The 20,242-nt window shown below is 71.0% G+C and carries 13 protein-coding genes; 1 reads left to right on the top strand and 12 read right to left on the bottom strand.

Annotated features, from left to right (window positions below):
* Window positions 1–133 precede the first annotated feature (133 nt).
* The 8 genes from ACZ4XD_RS12260 to ACZ4XD_RS12295 form a co-directional block, all read right to left on the bottom strand.
* Window positions 134–2,680: an ABC transporter permease gene (locus ACZ4XD_RS12260; protein ID WP_468041095.1), complete on the bottom strand. Its 2,547-nt coding sequence runs from the start codon at window positions 2,678–2,680 to the stop codon at window positions 134–136.
* A gap of 81 nt (window positions 2,681–2,761) precedes the next feature.
* Window positions 2,762–3,556 carry an ABC transporter ATP-binding protein gene (locus ACZ4XD_RS12265; RefSeq protein ID WP_468041099.1) on the bottom strand — a complete coding sequence of 265 codons (795 nt, stop codon included), beginning with the start codon at window positions 3,554–3,556 and terminating at the stop codon, window positions 2,762–2,764.
* Window positions 3,557–3,747: 191 nt separating this feature from the next.
* Window positions 3,748–4,458 (bottom strand): helix-turn-helix domain-containing protein, encoded by a 711-nt coding sequence (locus ACZ4XD_RS12270; RefSeq protein WP_468041101.1) that lies wholly within the window; start codon window positions 4,456–4,458, stop codon window positions 3,748–3,750.
* Between the two features lie 122 nt (window positions 4,459–4,580).
* Window positions 4,581–5,450, bottom strand: a complete 870-nt coding sequence (locus tag ACZ4XD_RS12275) for a carbohydrate ABC transporter permease (protein WP_468041105.1) — start codon at window positions 5,448–5,450, stop codon at window positions 4,581–4,583.
* 2 nt (window positions 5,451–5,452) lie between these two features.
* On the bottom strand, window positions 5,453–6,376 hold the full coding sequence (locus ACZ4XD_RS12280; protein ID WP_468041108.1) for a carbohydrate ABC transporter permease: 924 nt from the start codon (window positions 6,374–6,376) through the stop codon (window positions 5,453–5,455).
* The gene (locus tag ACZ4XD_RS12285; RefSeq protein WP_468041111.1) at window positions 6,373–7,737 is read right to left on the bottom strand and encodes an extracellular solute-binding protein; all 1,365 of its coding nucleotides are present in this window, start codon (window positions 7,735–7,737) and stop codon (window positions 6,373–6,375) included. Before ACZ4XD_RS12285 ends, ACZ4XD_RS12280 begins: the two co-directional genes overlap by 4 nt.
* Before the next feature lie 63 nt (window positions 7,738–7,800).
* Window positions 7,801–8,481, bottom strand: coding sequence for a response regulator (locus ACZ4XD_RS12290; protein ID WP_042148912.1), 681 nt, complete (start codon window positions 8,479–8,481; stop codon window positions 7,801–7,803).
* Window positions 8,482–8,530: 49 nt separating this feature from the next.
* Window positions 8,531–10,192, bottom strand: coding sequence for a sensor histidine kinase (locus tag ACZ4XD_RS12295; protein WP_468041115.1), 1,662 nt, complete (start codon window positions 10,190–10,192; stop codon window positions 8,531–8,533).
* 165 nt (window positions 10,193–10,357) lie between these two features.
* On the opposite strand from ACZ4XD_RS12295, the gene ACZ4XD_RS12300 reads away from it, so the two are divergent.
* Window positions 10,358–11,764: a cation:dicarboxylate symporter family transporter gene (locus tag ACZ4XD_RS12300; RefSeq protein ID WP_468041119.1), complete on the top strand. Its 1,407-nt coding sequence runs from the start codon at window positions 10,358–10,360 to the stop codon at window positions 11,762–11,764.
* A 295-nt stretch (window positions 11,765–12,059) separates the two neighbouring features.
* On the opposite strand, the gene glgB is transcribed toward ACZ4XD_RS12300, so the two are convergent.
* The 4 genes from glgB to ACZ4XD_RS12320 form a co-directional block, all read right to left on the bottom strand.
* Window positions 12,060–14,459, bottom strand: a complete 2,400-nt coding sequence (gene glgB / locus ACZ4XD_RS12305) for a 1,4-alpha-glucan branching enzyme (RefSeq protein ID WP_468041121.1) — start codon at window positions 14,457–14,459, stop codon at window positions 12,060–12,062.
* Between the two features lie 82 nt (window positions 14,460–14,541).
* On the bottom strand, window positions 14,542–16,050 hold the full coding sequence (locus ACZ4XD_RS12310; RefSeq protein ID WP_468041124.1) for a maltokinase N-terminal cap-like domain-containing protein: 1,509 nt from the start codon (window positions 16,048–16,050) through the stop codon (window positions 14,542–14,544).
* A 386-nt stretch (window positions 16,051–16,436) separates the two neighbouring features.
* Window positions 16,437–18,155, bottom strand: coding sequence for a maltose alpha-D-glucosyltransferase (gene treS / locus ACZ4XD_RS12315; protein ID WP_042148918.1), 1,719 nt, complete (start codon window positions 18,153–18,155; stop codon window positions 16,437–16,439).
* On the bottom strand, window positions 18,152–20,155 hold the full coding sequence (locus ACZ4XD_RS12320; protein ID WP_468041127.1) for an alpha-1,4-glucan--maltose-1-phosphate maltosyltransferase: 2,004 nt from the start codon (window positions 20,153–20,155) through the stop codon (window positions 18,152–18,154). Before ACZ4XD_RS12320 ends, treS begins: the two co-directional genes overlap by 4 nt.
* Window positions 20,156–20,242 lie beyond the last annotated feature (87 nt).

The raw sequence follows: 20,242 nt of genomic DNA on the forward strand, positions 1-20,242 counted from the left end.
GAGGTCGACGGATCCCCCCGCCCTCCGCCGACCCCCCCCCCCCCCCCCCCACCCCCCCCCCCCCGCCCCCCCCCCCCTCCCCCCCCCCCCCCCCCCCCCCCCCGCTTTTTTGTGGGGGGTGGCGGTCAATTGGTCACTGGGCGCCGATGGCCTCCAGCATGTTCAGCCGGGCCGCCCGGCGGGCCGGCCACAGCGCGGCCAGCACCCCCACGGCCGCCGCGATCAGTACGAACAGCGCGAGCCGGCCCCAGGGCAGCATCAGTTCGTAGGTGGGCAGGCCCTCGCTGACCAGGTTGCCGACGGCCCAGGAGCAGAAGACACCCACCGCGATGCCCAGGCCCGCGCCGAACAGCGCGATGACCACCGACTCCAGCCGGACCATCTGCTTGATGCCGCTGCGGGCCAGGCCGATCGCCCGCAGCATCCCGATCTCACGGGTCCGCTCGAAGACCGACATGGCGAGGGTGTTGACGACGCCCACCACCGCGATGATGACGGCCATGCCCAGCAGCCCGTAGGAGACGTTGAGTACCATCTCGATGCTTGCGGCGTTCTCCTTGCGCAGGTCGGCGTGGTCCTGGACCTTCAGCAGCGGGCTGTCGCCGAGGGCGTGCCGGATCTGCTTCGCCAGCTCCTCCGAGGGGCCGTCCTGGGCCTTCACCAGCAGTGACTCGACCATCGGCACGAGCTGGTGCGGCGCCGCCAGCGAGGTGGCGCCGACCGAGTCGCCGAGCAGCTCGTTGTCCGCGTAGATTCCGACGATCTTGAGCTTCGCCTTCTTCTTGTCGTAGAAGGTGGCGTCCAGGGTGTCGCCGGTGTGCCAGCCCTTCATCGTGGCCATCTCCTGGGAGACCGCGATGTCGTTGCCTCCGGCACCCTTCAACGAACCGCTGAGGAAGTCCAGTTGGGTGAGCGTGCCGATCGTGCTGAGGTCGGTGCCCATCAGGCCCATGGAGGAATTGGGGGTCGTGAAGCCCGTATTGCGCAGCGGAGCCGCCGCCTCGACGCCCGGGACGTCCGCCACCTTCTGCGACAGCTCGGGGTCCAGACCGGAGGAGGTCCCGATCTTGTAGTCGGCCTTCAGCCCCTGGGCCGTCATCTTGTCCATGGCCTGCCCGGCCGAGTTGCCGACGACCGTCATACCGGTGATCAGGGTGAGGCCGATCATCAGCGCCGAGGCGGTCGCCGCCGTACGGCGGGGGTTGCGCAGCGTGTTCTCCTTGGCCAGCTTGCCGCTGATGCCGAAGAGCCGGGTGGTGACGACGCCCGCCAGCGAGACCAGCGGCCGGGACAGCAGCGGCGCGAGGATGATGACGCCGGTCAGCGTCAGCATGCCGCCCACCATCGCGATCGGCAGGTCGTCGGCCTTCTCCAGCGTGGAGACGTAGCACATGGTCGCGATACCGAGGCCGGTGATGACCGCGCCGAGGGAGTTGCGGAGCACCAGGCTGCGCAGGGCCGGCGGCGCCTCGACGGTGTTGAGCGCCTCCACCGGGGCGATCTTCGCCGCCTTGCGGGACGGCAGCCAGGCGGCCAGTACGGTCACCACGACGCCCACACCGAGCGCGGAGAGCACCGCGGCCGGGCTGATGACGAGCGGCCCGTCCGGGAAGCCCGCGCCATTCGCTTCGAGCACCGCCCGCAGGCCGACGGCGAGGCCGATGCCCAGCGCGAATCCGACGGCCGACGAGATCAGGCCCAGCAGGGCCGCCTCCGCGAGTACCGAGCGCACGACCTGACGGCGGGAGGCGCCGATCGCGCGCATCAGGGCGATCTCCCGGCTGCGCTGGGAGATCAGCATGGTGAAGGTGTTGGCGATGATGAAGACGCCGACGAACAGCGCGATCCCGGCGAAGGTCAGCAGCGTCTGGCTCAGGGCCTTGTTCTGGCTGGAGACCATCCTGGACTGCTCGGCGGCGAGATCGGCGCCGCTGGTCGCCGTGGCACGGTCCTTGGGCAGCACCTCGCTGACCTTGTCGGTCAGTGCCTCCTGATCGGCGCCGGGCGCGGCACCGATCACCAGCTCGTCGAACTGGCCGGGGTGCAGGAACAGCTTCTGCGCGGTGGCGGTGTCGAAGAGCGTCAGGCTGCCGCCCGCGGTGACCTGCGGGTCGTCGGTGGAGACGATGCCGACCAGCTTCTTCGTCAGCACCGGGCCGTCGGTGGCGAACCGTACGGAGTCACCGATCTTGCGGCCGGACGCCTTCGCGGTCGCCTCGTCCAGCGCGATCTCGTCGCCGGCGGCCGGCCCGCGGCCCTTCAGCAGCGGGTAGCGGGGGTCCTGACCGTCCTTACCCGGCTGGAAGTTGGTGGCGAGGTTCTGCCAGTCGTGGCCGAGCGGCACATTGTCCGGGCCGGCGACGGTGGCCGTGCCGTTGACATTGCTGCGTACGGACCGCACGCCGGGCAGTGCGCGGACCTTGTCCGCCAGCTTTTCGTCGACAAGGGTGGACCGCTTGCCGTCCTTTTCGACGGCCGGGGAGCTGTCGTCGGCCTCGGCCTGGACGGAGACGGCGACCCCGTCGAGGTTCTTCTCGGACGCCTTCTTGACGGCCGAGCCGACGGTGTCACTGAAGACGAGGGTGCCGGCGACGAAGGCGACGCCGAGCAGGACCGCGAGCGCGGTCATCATCAATCGGGCTTTGTGCGCAAGGACATTGCGCAGGGCGGTTCGCAGCATGGTGGTGGTGTCAGTCCTGGTCCGGTGGCTCGGGATGGAGGGCGGCGCGCCGGGGAGCGCGGTGGTGCGGTGTGCCGGGCGTCAGCTCGTACGTCCCTTGGCGTCGAAGAGCCGCATCCGGTCCAGGACGGTGTCCGCGGTGGGCTCGTGGAGCTCCTCGACGATGTGACCGTCGGCGAGAAAGACCACCCGGTCCGCATAGCTCGCGGCGACCGGGTCATGAGTGACCATCACCACCGTCTGCTGCATCGCCTGCACCGACTCCCGCAGGAAGCCCAGCACTTCGGCGCCGGAGCGGGAGTCGAGGTTGCCGGTCGGTTCGTCGGCGAAGATGATCTCCGGCTGGGCGGCCAGCGCCCGGGCGACCGCGACCCGCTGCTGCTGGCCACCGGAGAGCTGGGCCGGCCGGTGCGCCAGGCGCCCGGACAGGCCGACCGTCTCGACCACGCGGCTGACCCACTCCCGGTCCGGCTTACGGCCCGCGATGTCCATGGGCAGCGTGATGTTCTCCAGCGCGGACAGCGTCGGCAGCAGATTGAACGCCTGGAAGATGAAGCCGATCTTGTCCCGGCGCAGCCGCGTCAGCTGCTTGTCGTTCAGCGACGCCAGCTCCACGTCGCCGATCCGGGCGGAGCCGGACGAGATCGCGTCCAGACCGGCCATGCAGTGCATCAGCGTCGACTTACCGGAGCCGGAGGGGCCCATGATGGCGGTGAACCGGCCCTTGCCGAACTCGACCGAGACGGAGTCCAGCGCGACCACCCGGGTCTCCCCCTGGCCGTAGACCTTGCTCAGATCCGTGGCGCGGGCGGCGACGGCGGCGCGGGTGGAGGTGGGGGAACCGGGGAAGCCCGGGAAAGCAGCCGCGTGGGACACGGGGACTCCTGGAGAAGGAACGGAAGATTTCGACGTTCCTATTCTTCGAGCCCAGGTCAGCGCAGTCCTCACCCGGAGGGACGGAAAGCCGGACCGGCCGGAAGTGCCATCACCGGCCCCGTTGTCATTCTCTGGACGGACGCCCGTACGCCCAGCGGCCGACGGGAGAGGTCAGGGTTGCCGGGCCGCGTTCAGGGTCCCTGGCTACCGGCCCGGGCCCAGAATTCCGCCACGATGTCATCGAGAAAGGCGCGCCCCGCCCGGCCGGATTCCTCGGCGCCGGTCCCGTCGCCCCAGTGGAGCGTGCCGGCCATGGTCGTCTGATACTCGTCGTGCAGGTTCTGCAGCACGTCCTGGAGCTGCCGCTTCGGCAGCGGTACGAGCTTGCCGACCGGCCGGACATAGGCCTGCCAGCGGGTGGTGGCGGCGCTGGTCAGCAGCTCCGCCAGCTGCCCGTCCCGGCCGGTGAAGCGGAGCAGTGCGGGCAGCGGCAGCCGCAGCACCTCGGCGAGCGCCGCGGCCTGCCGGTCGTTGCCGCGCCAGGTCCCGCCGGCCTCCAGCCGCTCGTACGCGCCCGCGTCCATGCCGATCCGCAGCGCGAGGTCCACCGGGGCGAGGCCGAGCGCCAGCCGGTATTCGCGCAGGGTGCCCGGTGCACCGAGCAGCTCGCCCGGTGCGCACCACAGGGCACCGGCCAGCGCGGTCAGTTCGGCCTCCGTGGGGGAGCTCTCGCCCCGTTCCCAGGAGGCCACCGTTTCGGGCGCTATCCGTATGCCGAAGGCGGCCGCTATTCCGTAGGCGACATGGGCGGGGGTCATGCCGAGGGCCTCACGGAGGCGGCGGGCGGCCGCGGCGTCGAAAGGGGGACGACCGGTCTCCCCGGCGTGCGTGTTCACCGGCACACGGTAAGTGACGGAGTCCGGCCGCACCTATCGTGCGGATACCCAAGCCGGAACGTCGTAGGAAGCTCCTAACCGGCCGGTTTCCGGCTCCGGCCTCGGGCGCTTTCCGGTGGAAAGGCTCCTCAGCCCTTCACGGCACCGCCGAGCGCGAAACCGCCGCCGAGCCGTCCGGAGATAAGGATGTACAGCACGACGACCGGTGTCGAGTACAGAATCGAGAAGGCCGCGAGTTCGCCGAAGGCAATGGCGCCGTAATTGCCGAAGAACGTGAAAATGCTGACCGAGGCGGGCAGTTGCTCGGGGGAGAGCAGCAGCATGAAGGGGACGAAGAAATTGCCCCACATCATGATGAAGGTATAGATCGCGACGACGGCGACGCCGGGGCCCATCAGCGGCAGGATCACCCGCAGCAGGGTCTGCGGCCAGGAGGCGCCGTCCGTCCACGCCGCCTCCTCCAGGACCGTCGGCACCCCGTCCATGAAGTTCTTCATCAGCCAGATGGCGAACGGGAGTTGGGCGGCGGCCAGGAACAGCGCGGTGCCGTACCGGGTGTCGATCAGATCGACCTGCACGAAGAGCCCGTAGACCGGGACCATCACCGCGGTGACCGGCAGACAGGTGGCGAACAGGACGGTGAGCAGGTACGGGCGGGCCAGCCGCGAGCGGAAGCGGGACAGCGGATAGGCGGCCAGTGCCGCGCAGACCACCGTCAGCAGGGTCGCGCCGCCGCAGATCAGCAGGCTGTTGAGCATCGGGGTGAAGGTGATCTCGTCGGTCAGCACCGCCGAGAAGTTGTGCAGCGTCGGGGACCCGGGCAGCCGCACCCGCAGCGTCGCCTCCGTGTCCAGCGACGCCAGCACCAGCCAGACCAGCGGCACCGCGAACGCCACCGCCACGACCAGCAGCCCGGCGTCGGCGGCCAGCCGGTGGGTGCGCCCCCTGCGCGGAGCGGGCCGGAGAGCTCGGGGGAGGTGACGGCGGGGGAGCGGCACGGTCAGACCTCCTCGCGCAGCAGCCGCAGATACACGGCCGAGAACAGTGCCCCCACCAGCAGCAACAGCAGCGCCACCGCGGTGCCGTAGCCGATCAGGGACTTCAGGAACGCCTGGTCGTACATGAACACCGGCAGGGTCTGGCTGCGGTTGCCCGGACCGCCCCGGGTCATCGTCCAGATCAGCCCGAAGACGGACAGCGTCTGCAGGGTGTTGAGCATCAGATTGGTGCCGATGGAGCGGCGGATCATCGGGAGCGTGATGTGCCACAGCCGCCGCAGCCCGCCCGCCCCGTCGACCTCGGCGGACTCGGTGACCTCCTGGGGGATCCCGGCCAGCGCCGCGGAGTAGATCAGCATCGAGAAGGCCGTACCGCGCCAGACGTTGGCGAACGACACGGCCACGATGGGCAGCGTGAACAGCCAGTTCTGGGCGGGCAGCTGGAACCAGGCCAGCAGGGCGTTGAGGGTGCCGCGGCGCTCGAAGAAGGTGTAGAGCAAGAAGCCCGCCACGATCTCCGGCAGTACCCAGGCGGTGATCACCGTCGCGCCGGTCAGGGCCCGAACCGGCCGGGACGCGCGGCGCATCAGTCCGGCCAGCGCCAGTCCCAGGGTGTTCTGCCCGACGAGCGAGGAGAGCACGGTGAACACCAGGGTCAGCACGACGGCGTTGCGGAAGGCCGGATCGCCGACCGCCCGGCGGAAGTTGGCCAGCCCGACGAAGGACGCCGACTCCTGGCCGGTCAGCTGGGTGTCGGTGAAGGCGATCAGGACGCAGTAGCCGATCGGGCCGACGAGGAAGAGCAGCAGCAGGACGGTGGCCGGGACGAGCGGGGACCAGCGCAGCAGCCGGGCGCGGCGGCCACCGGCGGACGGGGCGCCGGTCCGCCGGACGCGGGCCGCGGCCCGGGCGACGGTGCTGGTCACGGCTTGGCGACGGTGCGGCCGCCGACCAGGGACTTCAGCGTCGTGTCATAGTCGGCGGCCGCCTTGGCCGGCGAGGCGTCATCGGCGGTGACCGCCTCCATCGCCTCGCCGATCGCCGCGGCCACCCTGGGGTACTCGGGCAGCGCGGGCCGGTACCGGCTGATCCCGACCAGACCGGTGAAGAAGCCGATGCCGGGCACCGACGTCCGGTAGCGGGGGTCGGCCGCGACGTCCTTGCGCACCGCGATCTGGGCGCCGCGTACGCACCACTCCAGGGCGTTCGGCTTCGACTGGAAGGTCTCGATCAACTTCCAGGCCAGTTCGGGCTGCTGGGCGTTCCGCGGCACCGACCAGGTCCAGCCGCCGGCCAGGCTGACCTTGCCGGGCGGGGCGCCGTGCTGGGTGGGGAACGGCGTCTGGCCGAGCGTCGTCGACCACGCGGGCCAGGGATTGCCGCCGCCCGTCTTCTGCCACTGCTGGCCCAGCCAGGAGCCGTCGAGATCGATCGCGAGCTTCTCCTCGGGCAGCAGCTCGGCGGCCACATTCGTCTGGATGTTGGGGCTGAGGGCGTCGGAGACCTCGGGCCCGAGGTGTTCCTTGTAGACCGTGTCGAGGAAGGTCAGGCTGTCCCGGAAGCCCCGGGTGCCGGTCACCCACTTCTTCGCGCCCGGGTCGTAGAGCGGGTGCTCGCCGGTGCCGTAGAGCAGCATCTCGAAGCCCTGCATCACGGCGGCCTCGCCCGCGCCCTTGCCGGTGAAGACGTTCAGCGGGATGACGCCGGGGACCTCGCGCTTGACGGTCCGGGCCGCGTCCAGCACCTCGTCCCAGCTCCGGGGCCGCCAGTCGGCGGGCAGTCCGGCCTTCTTGAAGATCTTCTTGTTGAACCACAGTCCGCGGGTGTCCGTACCGTCCGGGACCCCGTACGTCTTACCGTCCTGCCCCTTGGCCGCGGCCTTCGCGGCCGGCTCGAACTGCCGCCAGTCGTCCCAGGTCCGCAGATGGGAGTCCAGCGGCCGTAACAGCCCCGCGGTGATATCGGAGTTGACCAGGAAGGTGTCCTCATAGACCACATCCGGTGCGGTCCGCGGGGAGCGCATCATCTGCTGGATCTTGGTGTAGTAGTCGTTCTCGGACGCCTGGATCGGAATGAGCCGGACCTTCTTGCCGGGGTGGTCCTTCTCGAACTGCCGGGCCACCAGCCGGACATAGTCGTCCCGGACGGTGACCTTGCTGTTGGTGTCCTTGATGAAGGCGACCTTGACGGTGCCGGAGTCGCTCCCGGACCCGCTGCCGCAGGCGGTGAGCGTGCCGGCGGCCACGACGGTGGCGGCGAGAAGCATCAGCGGGGCGGTGGGGCGCACGGCACGACCTCCAACTAACCACGGTGTCCTGCCCGCTGAAAGTAAGTCACCGGTCACAGTGGGTCAATGGCCCGACCAGCGATAGCGCAATTCCGGACGGCCCACCTGGCCGTACTGCGGGGCGCGGGCGGCCCGGCCGCTCTCCACGAGATGTTCGAGATAGCGGCGGGCGGTGATCCGCGAGATGCCCACGTCGGCGGCCGCCTCGGTCGCCGTCAGCCCGCTCCCGGCGGCCCGCAGCACGGTGGTCACCGCCTGGAGGGTGGCCGCGGTCAGCCCCTTGGGCAGCGCGGCCGGACGCGGTGCGCGCAGCGCGGCGATCGCCCGGTCCACCTCGTCCTGCCCGCTGGCCTCGCCGGTGGCGGCCCGGAACTCCGCATAGCGGGTGAGCCGGTCGCGCAGGGTGGCGAAGGTGAACGGCTTGAGGACGTACTGCACCACGCCCAGCGAGACGCCCTCGCGCACCATCGTCAGGTCCCGCGCCGAGGTGACCGCGATGATGTCGGCGGTGTGCCCGGCCGCGCGCAGCGTACGCACCAGCTGGAGCCCGTGGCCGTCGGGCAGGTAGAGGTCGAGCAGCAGCAGATCGACGGCGTGCTGTTCGAGGTGGCGGCGGGCGTCGGCGCCGGAGTGCACGGTGCCGGAGACGGTGAAGCCGGGCACCCGCCCGACGTACAGGGCGTGCGCGTCGGCCGCGACCGGATCGTCCTCGACGACGAGGACCCGGATGTCGGAGGGGGTCACCGCATCCATCCTCTCGCCGCCGGGCGGACCGCGCAGGGCGGCTGCCGTCTCATCTCGCGGCCTCCGCCCGCAGCGGCAGCCGTACGGTGAACCGCGCGCCGCCCTCCGCTGCCCGGTCCAGGGTCACGGTGCCGCCGTTGCGGCGGACCGCCTGCTGGACCAGGGCCAGGCCCAGCCCGCGGCCCCGGGCGGGCGTCGCGGTGCCCGTCTTGGTGCTCCAGCCCCGGCGGAAGATCTCCTCGGCGGCCTCCGCGGCCACCCCCGGCCCGGTGTCCGCCACCCGCAGCAGCAGCTCGCCCCCGGCCGCCCGTGCGGTGACCCGCACCCGGGGCGGCTCGGTGGCGCCGTGCTCCTGGGTCGGCGCGGCGGCGTCGATGGCGTTGTCCAGGAGGTTGCCCAGCACGGTGACCAGGTCGCGGGCCGGCAGACCGGGCGGCAGCACCCCGTCGTCGATCCGGCTGTCGGGCGTCAGCGTCAGTTCCACGCCGCGCTCGTTGGCCTGGGCCGCCTTGCCGAGCAGCAGCGCCGCGAGCACCGGCTCGGCGACCGCGCCGACGACCTGGTCGGTCAGCGCCTGGGCCAGTTCCAGCTCCGCGGTGGCGAACTCCACGGCCTGCTCGGCCCGCCCCAGTTCGATCAGCGAGACCACGGTGTGCAGCCGGTTGGCGGCCTCGTGGGCCTGCGAACGCAGCGCCTCGGTGAAGCCGCGTACCGAGTCCAACTCCCCGGAGAGCGCCTGGAGTTCGGTGTGATCGCGCAGGGTCACGACGCTGCCGCGCCGCTCACCGCCGGAGACCGGCGAGGAGTTGACGACCAGCACCCGCTCGCCGGTCAGCTGCAGCTCGTCGACCCGCGGGCCGGGCTCCAGCAGCGCCTCGGTCAGCGGCTCCGGCAGCCCCAGCTCGGTGACGCGGCGGCCCACCGCGTCCTCGGACAGCCCCAGCAGCTCCCGCCCGCCGTCGTTGATCAGGGCGACCCTGCGCTGTCCGTCGAGCATCAGCAGCCCCTCGCGTACGGCGTGCAGCGCGGCCTGGTGGTAGTCGTGCATCCGGCTCAGTTCCCCGGCGTTCATCCCGTGGGTGTGCCGCCGCAGCCGGGCGTTGATCACATACGTGCCCAGACCGCCGAGCGCCAGCGCCGCGGCGGCCACGCCCACCAGCGCCAGCACCTGGTCGCGCAGCTGCGCACTGATCGTCTCGATGGTGATCCCGGAGCTGACCAGCGCCGTGATCCGGCCGCCGCGCCGCGGGTCCCGGACCGGTGCGACGACCCGTACGGACGGCCCGAGCACCCCCAGGTGCGTCTCGGGGAAGATCTCGCCGCGCAGCGCCGGGCCGATGTGCCCGAAGTACTTCTTGCCGATCGCGGACGGCTCGGGGTGCGTCCAGCGGATGCCCTTCGGCGACATGATCACCACGAAGTCGACCCCGGCGTCCCGCCGCAGCCGTTCGCTGTACGGCTGGAGCGCGGCCGTCGGGTCCTTGGTGCGGGCCGCCGCCACGACCGCCGGGGAGTCGGCGACGGCGGTGGCCGCCGCGGTCGCCTGCCGCCGCGCGGTCTCCTCCGCCTGCCGGCCGGCGCTGACGTACGCGAAGAGCGCGCACCCCATGACGACCACCGCCACCAGCACCACCTGCATGGCGAACAGCTGCCCGGCCAGGCTGCGGGGGCCGCGCAGCCGGCGGGAAGGGCGGGGTCGGGGGAGTCGCATGCAGAACAGTCTGCACGGTGACCGCGAAACAGTCTGCACGGTCACTTTTACGTGAACGAAATGTACGTAAGGGTGACGGGCGCCACAGTGGCGTGCATAGTCACCGGAACTTGTGGTGTGTCAGAGCCGCAGATCAGCGCACCGCCGTAGACCGAGGAGGCAGCAGTGGCTGCACAGACCCCGCCGCGTGGGGGCACCACCGGGGAGACCGCGCCCGTGAAGCGGGACCGGACCCATTTCCTCTACATCGCCGTGATCGGGGCGGTGCTGCTCGGCATCGTCGTGGGCTTCGCCGCGCCCGGTGTCGCCGTCCAGCTCAAGCCGCTCGGCACCGGCTTCGTGAACCTGATCAAGATGATGATCTCGCCGGTCATCTTCTGCACGATCGTGCTGGGGGTCGGCTCGGTGCGGAAGGCCGCCAAGGTCGGTGCGGTCGGCGGCCTGGCCCTCGGCTACTTCATGGTGATGTCCACCGTCGCGCTCGCCATCGGCCTGGTCGTCGGCAATCTGCTGGACCCCGGTTCCGGCCTCCATCTGACCGAGACCGTCAAGCACGCCGGGCACGCGCAGACCGAGGGCGGCGGTGAGACGCTGCCCGAGTTCCTGCTCGGCATGATCCCCACCACGCTGGTCTCCGCCTTCACCCAGGGCGAGGTGCTCCAGACGCTGCTGGTGGCGCTGCTGGTCGGCTTCGGGCTCCAGACGCTGGGCTCGGCGGGCGAGCCGGTGCTGCGCGGTGTCGGACACCTCCAGAAGCTGGTCTTCCGGGTCCTGGCCATGATCATGTGGGCGGCGCCGGTGGGTGCCTTCGGCGCCATCGCGGCGGTGGTCGGCGAGACCGGCCTGGACGCGCTGAAGTCCCTCGCCGTCATCATGGTCGGCTTCTACGTCACCTGTCTGCTGTTCGTGATCGTGGTGCTCGGCGCGCTGCTCCGGCTGGTCGCCGGCGTCAATATCTTCCTGCTGCTGAAGTACCTCGGCCGGGAGTTCCTGCTGATCCTGTCCACCTCCTCCTCGGAGTCGGCGCTGCCCCGGCTGATCGCGAAGATGGAGCATCTGGGCGTCAGTAAGCCGGTGGTCGGCATCACCGTCCCCACCGGCTACAGCTTCAACCTCGACGGCACCGCCATCTACCTGACGATGTCCTCGCTGTTCGTGGCCGAGGCGATGGGCAAGCCGCTCCCGCTCGGCCAGCAGATCTCGCTGCTGGTGTTCATGGTCATCGCGTCGAAGGGGGCGGCCGGTGTCACCGGCGCGGGCCTGGCGACGCTGGCCGGCGGCCTCCAGTCGCACCGCCCCGAACTGGTCGACGGCGTCGGCCTGATCGTCGGCATCGACCGCTTCATGAGCGAGGCGCGCGCCCTGACCAACTTCGCCGGCAACGCGGTGGCCACCGTGCTGATCGGCACCTGGACCAAGGAGATCGACAAGGGCCGGGTGACCGAAGTGCTCGCCGGACAGGTGCCGTTCGACGAGAAGACGCTGGTCGACGACGCGCATGCGCAGCCGGCCGCCGCGGCGGTCGTCGCACCGCGGGACGGCGGCGCGGAGAAGACGTCCGCCAAGGTCTGACCCCGGGCTTCAGGAGGGGAGAAGGGGCGGGTGCCGCACACGGCGCCCGCCCCTTCCGTACGCCCTGCCGCGATCGCCCTCGACCACCGCTCCGACCTGCGCGTTTCCTTCCCGCGGAGGGATTGTCAGTGCCCCCTGACACCATGCACGTGACAGGAAAACGCGGTCGGCCGGCGCCGGCCGCGCGGGGGTACGAACAAGGAGGAACGGGCCATAGCGACGTGGGGGACGGATCTGTTCGGCGGGGGAGCCGCAGCGGTGCACGCAGGGTCCGACAACCATCAGCCGTGAGGGATCAGGACGGTCGTAGCCAGAGGGTGGCCAGTGGGGGAAGCACCAGGGAGAGGGAGGCGGAGCGGCCGTTCCAGGGGGTCGGTTCGGCCGTGAGGACGCCGGGGTTGCCGACGCCGCTGCCGCCGTAGCGCGGCTCATCGGTGTTGAGGACCTCGCGCCAGGCGGGGAATCGGTCGGGGATGCCGAGCCGGTAGGCCCGGCGGACGACGGGGGAGAAGTTGGTGACCGAGATCAGCGGCGACCGGTCGGCGGCGAAGCGCAGGAAGGGGAAGACATTGTCCTCGCTCGCCTCGCCGTCGATCCAGGAGAAGCCGGCCGGGTCGGTGTCGCGCTCCCACAGCGCGGGCGTGGCGGCGTAATGACCGTTCAGCTCGCGCACGAGATCGCGTACGCCCCGGTGGTCCGGCTCCGCCTCGTACGAGGAGTCGAGCAGCCACCAGTCCGGCCCATGGCTCTCCGCCCACTCCGCGCCCTGGGCGAACTCCTGCCCCATGAAGAGGAGTTGCTTGCCGGGGTGGGCCCACATGAAGCCGAGATAGGCCCGGTGGCCGGCGCGCTGCTGCCACCAGTCACCGGGCATCTTCGACACCAGCGCGCGCTTGCCGTGCACCACCTCGTCATGGGAGATCGGCAGCACATAGTTCTCGGAGTAGGCGTAGATCATGGAGAAGGTCATCTCGCCGTGGTGGTACTTCCGGTGCACCGGATCCTTGGAGACATAGCCCAGGGAGTCATGCATCCAGCCCATGTTCCACTTCAGGCCGAAGCCCAGACCGCCGAAGCCGCCGGGCCCGGGATGATGCGTGGCACGGGTGACGCCGTCCCAGGCCGTGGACTCCTCGGCGATGGTGACGACGCCGGGGCAGCGGCGGTAGACCGTCGCGTTCATCTCCTGGAGGAAGGCGACCGCATCGAGGTTCTCCCGGCCGCCGTGCTCGTTCGGTGTCCAGCCGCCGTCCTCGCGGGAGTAGTCGAGATAGAGCATCGAGGCGACGGCGTCCACCCGGAGACCGTCGATATGGAACTCCTCGCACCAGTAGACGGCGTTGGCGACCAGGAAGTTACGGACCTCGGTACGGCCGTAGTCGAACTCCAGGGTGCCCCAGTCCGGGTGCGCGGCCCGCGCCGGATCCTGCGGCTCGTAGAGCGGGCGCCCGTCGAACTCCGCCAGCGCCCAGTCATCGCGCGGGAAGTGCGCCGGCACCCAGTCCATCAGCACCCCGATGCCGGCCCGGTGCAGCGCGTCGATCAGGAAGCGGAAGTCGTCCGGCGTGCCCATCCTCGCGGTGGGCGCGTAGAACCCGGTCACCTGATAGCCCCAGGAGCCACCGAAGGGATGCTCGGCGACCGGCATGAACTCGACGTGGGTGAAGCCCAGGTCCTGGACGTAGGCAGGGAGCTGCGCGGCCAGTTGGCGGTAGGTCAGGCCCGGCCGCCAGGAGGGGAGGTGCACCTCGTAGACGGAGAACGGGGCCTCGTGCACGGGGCGCGCGCCGCGCCGGGCCATCCAGTCGGCGTCGTTCCAGTGGTAGTGCGACGCCTCCACGATCGAGGCGGTGGCCGGCGGGCACTCGGTCCGGCGGGCCATCGGGTCGGCCCGCACCGTCCTGGAGCCGTCCGGCCGGGTGATCTCGAACTTGTACAGCTCGCCCTCGCCGAGGCCCGGGAGGAAGAGCTCCCAGACACCGGACGAGCCCAGCGAGCGCATCGGGAAGCCGGTGCCGTCCCAGTAGTTGAAGTCGCCGACGACTCGGACGCCCCGGGCGTTGGGGGCCCAGACCGTGAAGCGGGTGCCGGTCACGCCCTGGTGCTCCAGGATCCGCGCGCCGAGCGCCCGCCACAGCTGCTCGTGCCGGCCCTCACCGAACAGATGCAGATCCAGCTCGCCGAGCGCGGGCAGAAAGCGATAGGGGTCCCGCACGGTCACGGTGTGGTCGCCGTAGTCGACCAGCAGCTCGTAGTCCGGGACGGTGCGCAGCGGCAGCACCCCGGCGAACAGCCCGTCCCCCTCGGACGGCAGCTCGGCCCGCAGCCCCTTCGCCAGGACGGTGACGCCCTTCGCATACGGCCGCAGGACCCGCAGCAGCAGCCCGCCGCGTACGGGATGGGCGCCGAGCAGCCCGTGCGGATCGTGATGAGCACCGCCCAGCAGCCGCCCCCGGTCCTCGTCGGACAGCGGTGCGGCGGCCCGGACCCCGTGGCTGCCCGTCGGCCGCTCCGTCCGGGGCGGGCCCGCGGGCCCGCCGGTCCGGCCGGGCGCCGCGGCCCGGTCCCGGAGGCCGGGCGGCCGGGCGGCGAAGGTGGGACCGGCGGTGTTCCCACCGGTCGCCGCGGCACCGCTGGCGGGTGACGGGGACCCGGAGGGGGGTCCGGCTGAATGGGGGGCGGGCGACGGGCGCATCACGAGAGGGCCTCCTCGGGGCAAGGCATCGGTCGGGTGTCGGGGGCGGACGGGCGGCGGTGCGGCGGTCGGCTGCGGCCCCTCACCCCCGGCCGTCGGGCCCGGCGGCCCGGGACGGGCCGGCCCCGTCCACCCCCACGGCCCGCTCCCCGCCCGCCGCCAGGCGCCGGATGGCGGCCATCGGGACGGCCAGCCAGTCGGGCCGGTGCCGGGCCTCGTAGAGCACTTCGTAGACGGCCTTGTCGGTCTCATAGGCGCGCATCAGTTCGGGCGCGGAGCGCGGATCGAGCCCGCCGGCCTCCGCGTATCCGAGGCAGAAGGCGTCCCGGGTGCGCCGCGCCCACTCCAGCGACCAGGGGTCGCCGCCCGCCGGTCCGCTGCGCGCGGCGTAGTCGAAGGAGCGCAGCATCGCCGCGACATCACGCACCGCGGGCTGCGGCCGGCGCCGCTCGGCGAGCGGACGGGCCGGTTCGCCCTCGAAGTCGATCAGCGACCAGCGGCCCTCGTCGGCGGAGCGCAGCGTCTGACCCAGGTGCAGATCGCCGTGGATGCGCTGGGCGGCCCAGCTGCGGCCGTCGTGGCCGATCGCGGCCAGCGCGTCGAAGGCGGTCCGCAGCCGGGCCCGGTAGGGCTGGAGTACGGGCACGGCGCGGGCGGTGGCCGTCAGCCGCTCGGTCATCTGGGCGGCGATCACCTCCAGCTGCGGGCGGCGCAGCTCGGTGGTCGGCAGCGTCTGGGCGAGTGCGGTGTGCACCTCCGCGGTGGCATGGCCGAGCGCCCGCGCCGAACCGGTGAAGTCGGCGCGTACGGCCAGCGCGTTCAGCGCCAGCTGCCAGCCGTCCGCCGAGCCCGGCAGGAAGGGCTGGAGCACGCCCAGCGTGGTCGGCTCCCCGCCCTCGTCGGGGGCCGCCGACTCGAACCATGCCGCGGGCGCGGGCACCCGTGCGCACTTGGCATCCGCGAGTGCCCGCGGCAGCTCCAGGTCCGGGTTGATGCCCGGCTCGACCCGCCGGAAGACCTTCAGGATGAACGAATCCCCGTAAACGATCGAGGAGTTGGACTGCTCGACGGCGATCGGCCGGCCCGGCAGCCCGGAGGGGATGACGGCATCGGGCTCCCGGCAGAAGCGCAGCGCACCGAGCCGGCCCGGGACCCGCAGCCGCTCCAGCAGCAGCCCGCACAGCCGGCTGTCGAGCAGCGCGTCATAGACGGCACGGCCGCGCAGCGGACCGCTGCCGGGGCGCCCGATCACGGCGGGCGCCAGCTGGGGCGGCGGCGCGGGGTGCACCCCCAGCAGCAGCTGGTAGCGGTCGCCGCCGGCCGGTGTACGGCTCGGGGGTGCGCTCTGCTGGGCGCGGACGAGCAGTTGCAGCAGGCCCGGTGCGGTGCCGTCGCCGGTGCACGGCAGCAGCTCGGTCGCCGAGAGCAGGCTGAAGCCGGTGACCAGCCGCCCCTTGCCGGCGAACCAGCGCTGGCGTGGCACCCACTCGGCGAGCAGGGGGACCAGCGAGGACAGCAGATCGGGGGCGGCGACGAGCGGGCGACGATCAGGGGTGTTGCGGGTGGCACGGGTCGAGGCGGTGTCCGACATGGCGTCGCGTCCTTTCCCCGGGCACACGACATATAGGACGAAGTGTCCCGGAATGCGGCCTTGACTGTGCGGCGGCGCGGTGGGGGTACCCCCAGACGGAGTCCGGGGCTCGGGCGTATCCGCAAGGTCCCGTCCGGCTCGCGGCGGATGACGGGACCTTGCGGACACGCCCGGGCGGGCGAGAGCGTCCGTACGGCAGCGGTCTTCCGGCGTGCGCTGCTCCGCTGCGCGGCGGGCCCCTCCCGGGCCGGGGGACCGACGATGGCTCACCCGGCCCGTGCGGTAGTAGGGAGACTGCCCGGGCGAAAGGTCAAAAAACGCCCGTACGCGCCAGGTGGCCGCGTACGGGCGTCTTTCCGGTGCCCGTGCCGGTCAGGGCACCGGCGCTAACCGGAGTTCCTGCGCAGCCGGAACCAGTAGAAGCCGTGGCCGGCGAGGGTCAGCAGGTAGGGCAGCTCCCCGATGGCCGGGAAGCGGACCCCGCCGATGAGTTCCACCGGATGGCGGCCGCTGAACGACCGCAGGTCCAGCTCCGTGGGCTGGGCGAAGCGCGAGAAGTTGTGCACGCACAGCACCAGGTCGTCATCCGCGCCGCCGGTGCCCGGGGCCTCCCGCAGGAAGGCCAGCACCGCCGGATTGGTGGAGGACAGCTCGGTGTAGCTGCCGAGCCCGAACGCCGGATTCTGCTTACGGATCTCGATCATCCGCCGGGTCCAGTGCAGCAGCGAGGACGGCGAACTCATCGCGGCCTCGACATTGGTGACCTGGTAGCCGTAGACGGGATCCATGATGGTCGGCAGGAAGAGCCGGCCCGGGTCGCAGGAGGAGAAGCCGGCGTTGCGGTCCGGCGTCCACTGCATCGGGGTGCGCACCGCGTCCCGGTCGCCGAGCCAGATGTTGTCGCCCATACCGATCTCGTCGCCGTAATAGAGGATCGGCGAACCCGGCAGGGACAGCAGCAGGGCCGTGAAGAGCTCGATCTGATTGCGGTCGTTGTCGAGCAGCGGGGCCAGCCGCCGGCGGATGCCGATATTGGCCCGCATACGCGGGTCCTTGGCGTACTCCGCGTACATGTAGTCGCGCTCTTCGTCCGTGACCATTTCGAGGGTCAGCTCGTCGTGGTTGCGCAGGAAGATGCCCCACTGGCAGCCGGACGGGATCGCCGGGGTCTTGGCGAGGATTTCCGAGACCGGATAGCGCGATTCGCGGCGTACCGCCATGAAGATGCGCGGCATGACCGGGAAGTGGAAGGCCATATGACATTCGTCGCCGCCGACGCCGTAATCGCCGAAGTAGTCGACGACATCCTCCGGCCATTGATTGGCCTCGGCCAGCAGCACGGTGTCCGGGTAATGCGCGTCGATTTCCGCGCGGACCCGCTTGAGGAAGGCGTGCGAGGCGGGCAGATTCTCGCAGTTGGTGCCCTCCTCGGCGTAGAGATACGGCACCGCGTCCAGCCGGAAACCGTCGATCCCCAGATCGAGCCAGAAGCGCAGGGCGGAGATCATCTCTTCCTGGACCGCCGGGTTCTCGTAGTTGAGATCCGGCTGGTGGGAGAAGAAGCGGTGCCAGTAGTACTGCTTGCGGACCGGGTCGAAGGTCCAGTTGGAGGCCTCGGTGTCGACGAAGATGATGCGGGCGTCGGCGTACTGCTTGTCGTCGTCGGCCCAGACGTAATAGTCGCCGTACGGCCCCTCGGGATCGGTGCGCGATTCCTGGAACCACGGGTGCTGGTCGCTGGTGTGGTTCATCACCATATCGATGATGACCCGCATACCGCGGTGGTGTGCGGCGTCCACGAATTCCACGAAATCGGCCAGGTCGCCGAATTCGGGGAGCACCGCGGTGTAGTCGGCGACATCGTAACCGCCGTCCCGCAGCGGGGATTTGAAGAACGGCGGCAGCCAGAGGCAGTCCACCCCCAGCCATTGCAGATAGTCGAGCTTGGCCGTGATGCCCTTGAGGTCGCCGATGCCGTCGCCGTTGCTGTCCTGGAAGGAGCGCACCAGGACTTCGTAGAAAACGGCCCGTTTGAACCAGTCGGGATCGCGGTCCTTCGCCGGGGTGTCCTCGAATGTGTCGGGGACAGGCTCATTGACGATCAATTGGGTGACCCTCCGATCGGTGAGGACGGTCGCAGCGACAGCACATGGGCGGGCGCGAGTGAGCGGCCCGGCTCCAGGCGCACATAATTGTCCCTGCCCCAGTGGTAGGTATCGCCGGTGAGCTCGTCGCGCACCGGAAAGGACTCGTGCCGGCCGAGGCCGAGTTCCGGCATGTCCAACGACACCGTCGCCTCGTGGGTGTGGTGCGGGTCGAGGTTGACCACCGTGAGCACCGTGTCGGCCCGGTCGCCGTTCCCCTCGCGCTTGGAGTAGGCGAGGACGGCCTCGTTGTCGACGTGGTGGAAGTGCAGATTGCGCAGCTGTTGCAGGGCAGGGTGCCGGCGGCGGATGCGGTTGAGCGTGGTGATCAGAGGGGCGATGGTGCGTCCCTCCCGGGCTGCCGCATCCCAGTCGCGCGGCTTGAGTTGGTACTTCTCCGAGTCGAGGTACTCCTCGCTGCCGCGGCGTACCGGCGTCGACTCGCAGAGCTCATATCCGGCGTAGACACCCCAGGTGGGGGAGAGGGTGGCGGCCAGTACGGCGCGTACCTCGAAGGCGGGGCGGCCGCCCTCCTGGAGGTAGGCGTGCAGGATGTCCGGGGTGTTCACAAAGAAATTGGGCCGCAGGTAGGAGGCGCTCTCGCCGGTCAGTTCGGTGAGGTAGTCGGTCAGCTCCTGCTTGGTGTTACGCCAGGTGAAGTAGGTGTACGACTGGTGGAAGCCGATCTCGGCGAGGGTGTGCAGCATGGCCGGGCGGGTGAACGCCTCGGCGAGGAAGAGCACGTCCGGATCGGTGCGGTTGATGTCGCCGATCACCTTCTCCCAGAAGGCCACCGGCTTGGTGTGGGGATTGTCCACCCGGAAGATCCGTACGCCCTTGGCCATCCAGAAGCGCAGTACGCGTTCGGTCTCGCGGACCAGCCCGCGGAAGTCGCTGTCGAAGGCGAGCGGGTAGATGTCCTGGTACTTCTTCGGCGGGTTCTCGGCGTAGGCGATCGAGCCGTCCGCGCGGTGGTGGAACCACTGGGGGTGCAGGGTGACCCAGGGGTGGTCCGGGGAGCACTGGAGCGCGAAGTCCAGGGCGACCTCCATCCGCAGGTCACGGGCGGTGCGGACGAAGTGTGCGAAGTCATCGAAGGTGCCCAGGTCCGGGTGGAGGGCGTCATGACCGCCGGCCGGTGAGCCGATGGCCCAGGGGGAGCCGACATCGTCCGGGCCGGCCGTGAGCGCATTGTTGGGGCCCTTGCGGAAGGCGGTGCCGATGGGGTGGACGGGCGGCAGATAGACCACGTCGAAGCCCATGGCGGCCACGGCCGGCAGCCGGTCGGCGGCGGTGCGCAGGGTGCCGCTGACGGCCGTGCCGTCCGGGGTGACGGTGGCGCCCTCGGAGCGCGGGAAGAGCTCGTACCACGAGCCGAACAGGGCCCGCCGGCGCTCGACGACCAGCGGCATCGGACGCGAGACGGTGAGCAGTTCGCGCAGCGGGTGGCGGGCCAGCGCCTCGGTGACCTGGGGGGCGAGCGCCGCGGCCAGCCGGGTCGCGGCGGGCCGCCCGGCGTCGCGCAGCGCGTCCACGGCGGCGAGCACCGCCTCGCGCCCGTCGTTCTTGGGGACCTCGGCGGCCGCCCGCTCATGGAGCTCGGCACCCTCGGCGAGCATCAGCTCGGTGTCGATCCCCGCCGGGATCTTGATGCCGGCATGCCGCCGCCAGGTGGTGACCGGATCGGACCAGGCCTCGACGGTGAACGTCCAGCGGCCCTCGATGCCGGGGGTGACCTCGGCGCTCCACCGGTCGGAGCCGGGTGCCCGCTCCTGCATCGGCGTCCAGGGGCCGCAGCGCCCGGCCGGATTGCGCAGCACCACATTCGCCGCGACGGCGTCATGCCCTTCGCGGAAGACCGTGGCCGAGACCTCGAAGGTCTCCCCCACCACAGCCTTCGCCGGGCGGCGGCCGCAATCGATCTGCGGGCGGATGTCCAGAACAGGAATGCGACCGATCATGGGCTCACCTGGGCTTGTGATGCTTTGCGGGGTTTTGTCCTTTGTATCCGCTCCGCGGCAGACGAACCGGGTGCGGGCATGGGCGCT

This window comes from Streptomyces sp. NPDC029466 (genome assembly GCF_055574515.1).

Bases quoted from the DNA above. Each gene is read 5' to 3' on its own strand.
- ACZ4XD_RS12260 (WP_468041095.1), bottom strand. From the start codon at position 2,680: ATGCTGCGAACCGCCCTGCGCAATGTCCTTGCGCACAAAGCCCGATTG.
- ACZ4XD_RS12310 (WP_468041124.1), bottom strand. From the start codon at position 16,050: ATGTCGGACACCGCCTCGACCCGTGCCACCCGCAACACCCCTGATCGT.
- ACZ4XD_RS12295 (WP_468041115.1), bottom strand. From the start codon at position 10,192: ATGCGACTCCCCCGACCCCGCCCTTCCCGCCGGCTGCGCGGCCCCCGC.
- ACZ4XD_RS12320 (WP_468041127.1), bottom strand. From the start codon at position 20,155: ATGATCGGTCGCATTCCTGTTCTGGACATCCGCCCGCAGATCGATTGC.
- glgB (WP_468041121.1), bottom strand. From the start codon at position 14,459: ATGCGCCCGTCGCCCGCCCCCCATTCAGCCGGACCCCCCTCCGGGTCC.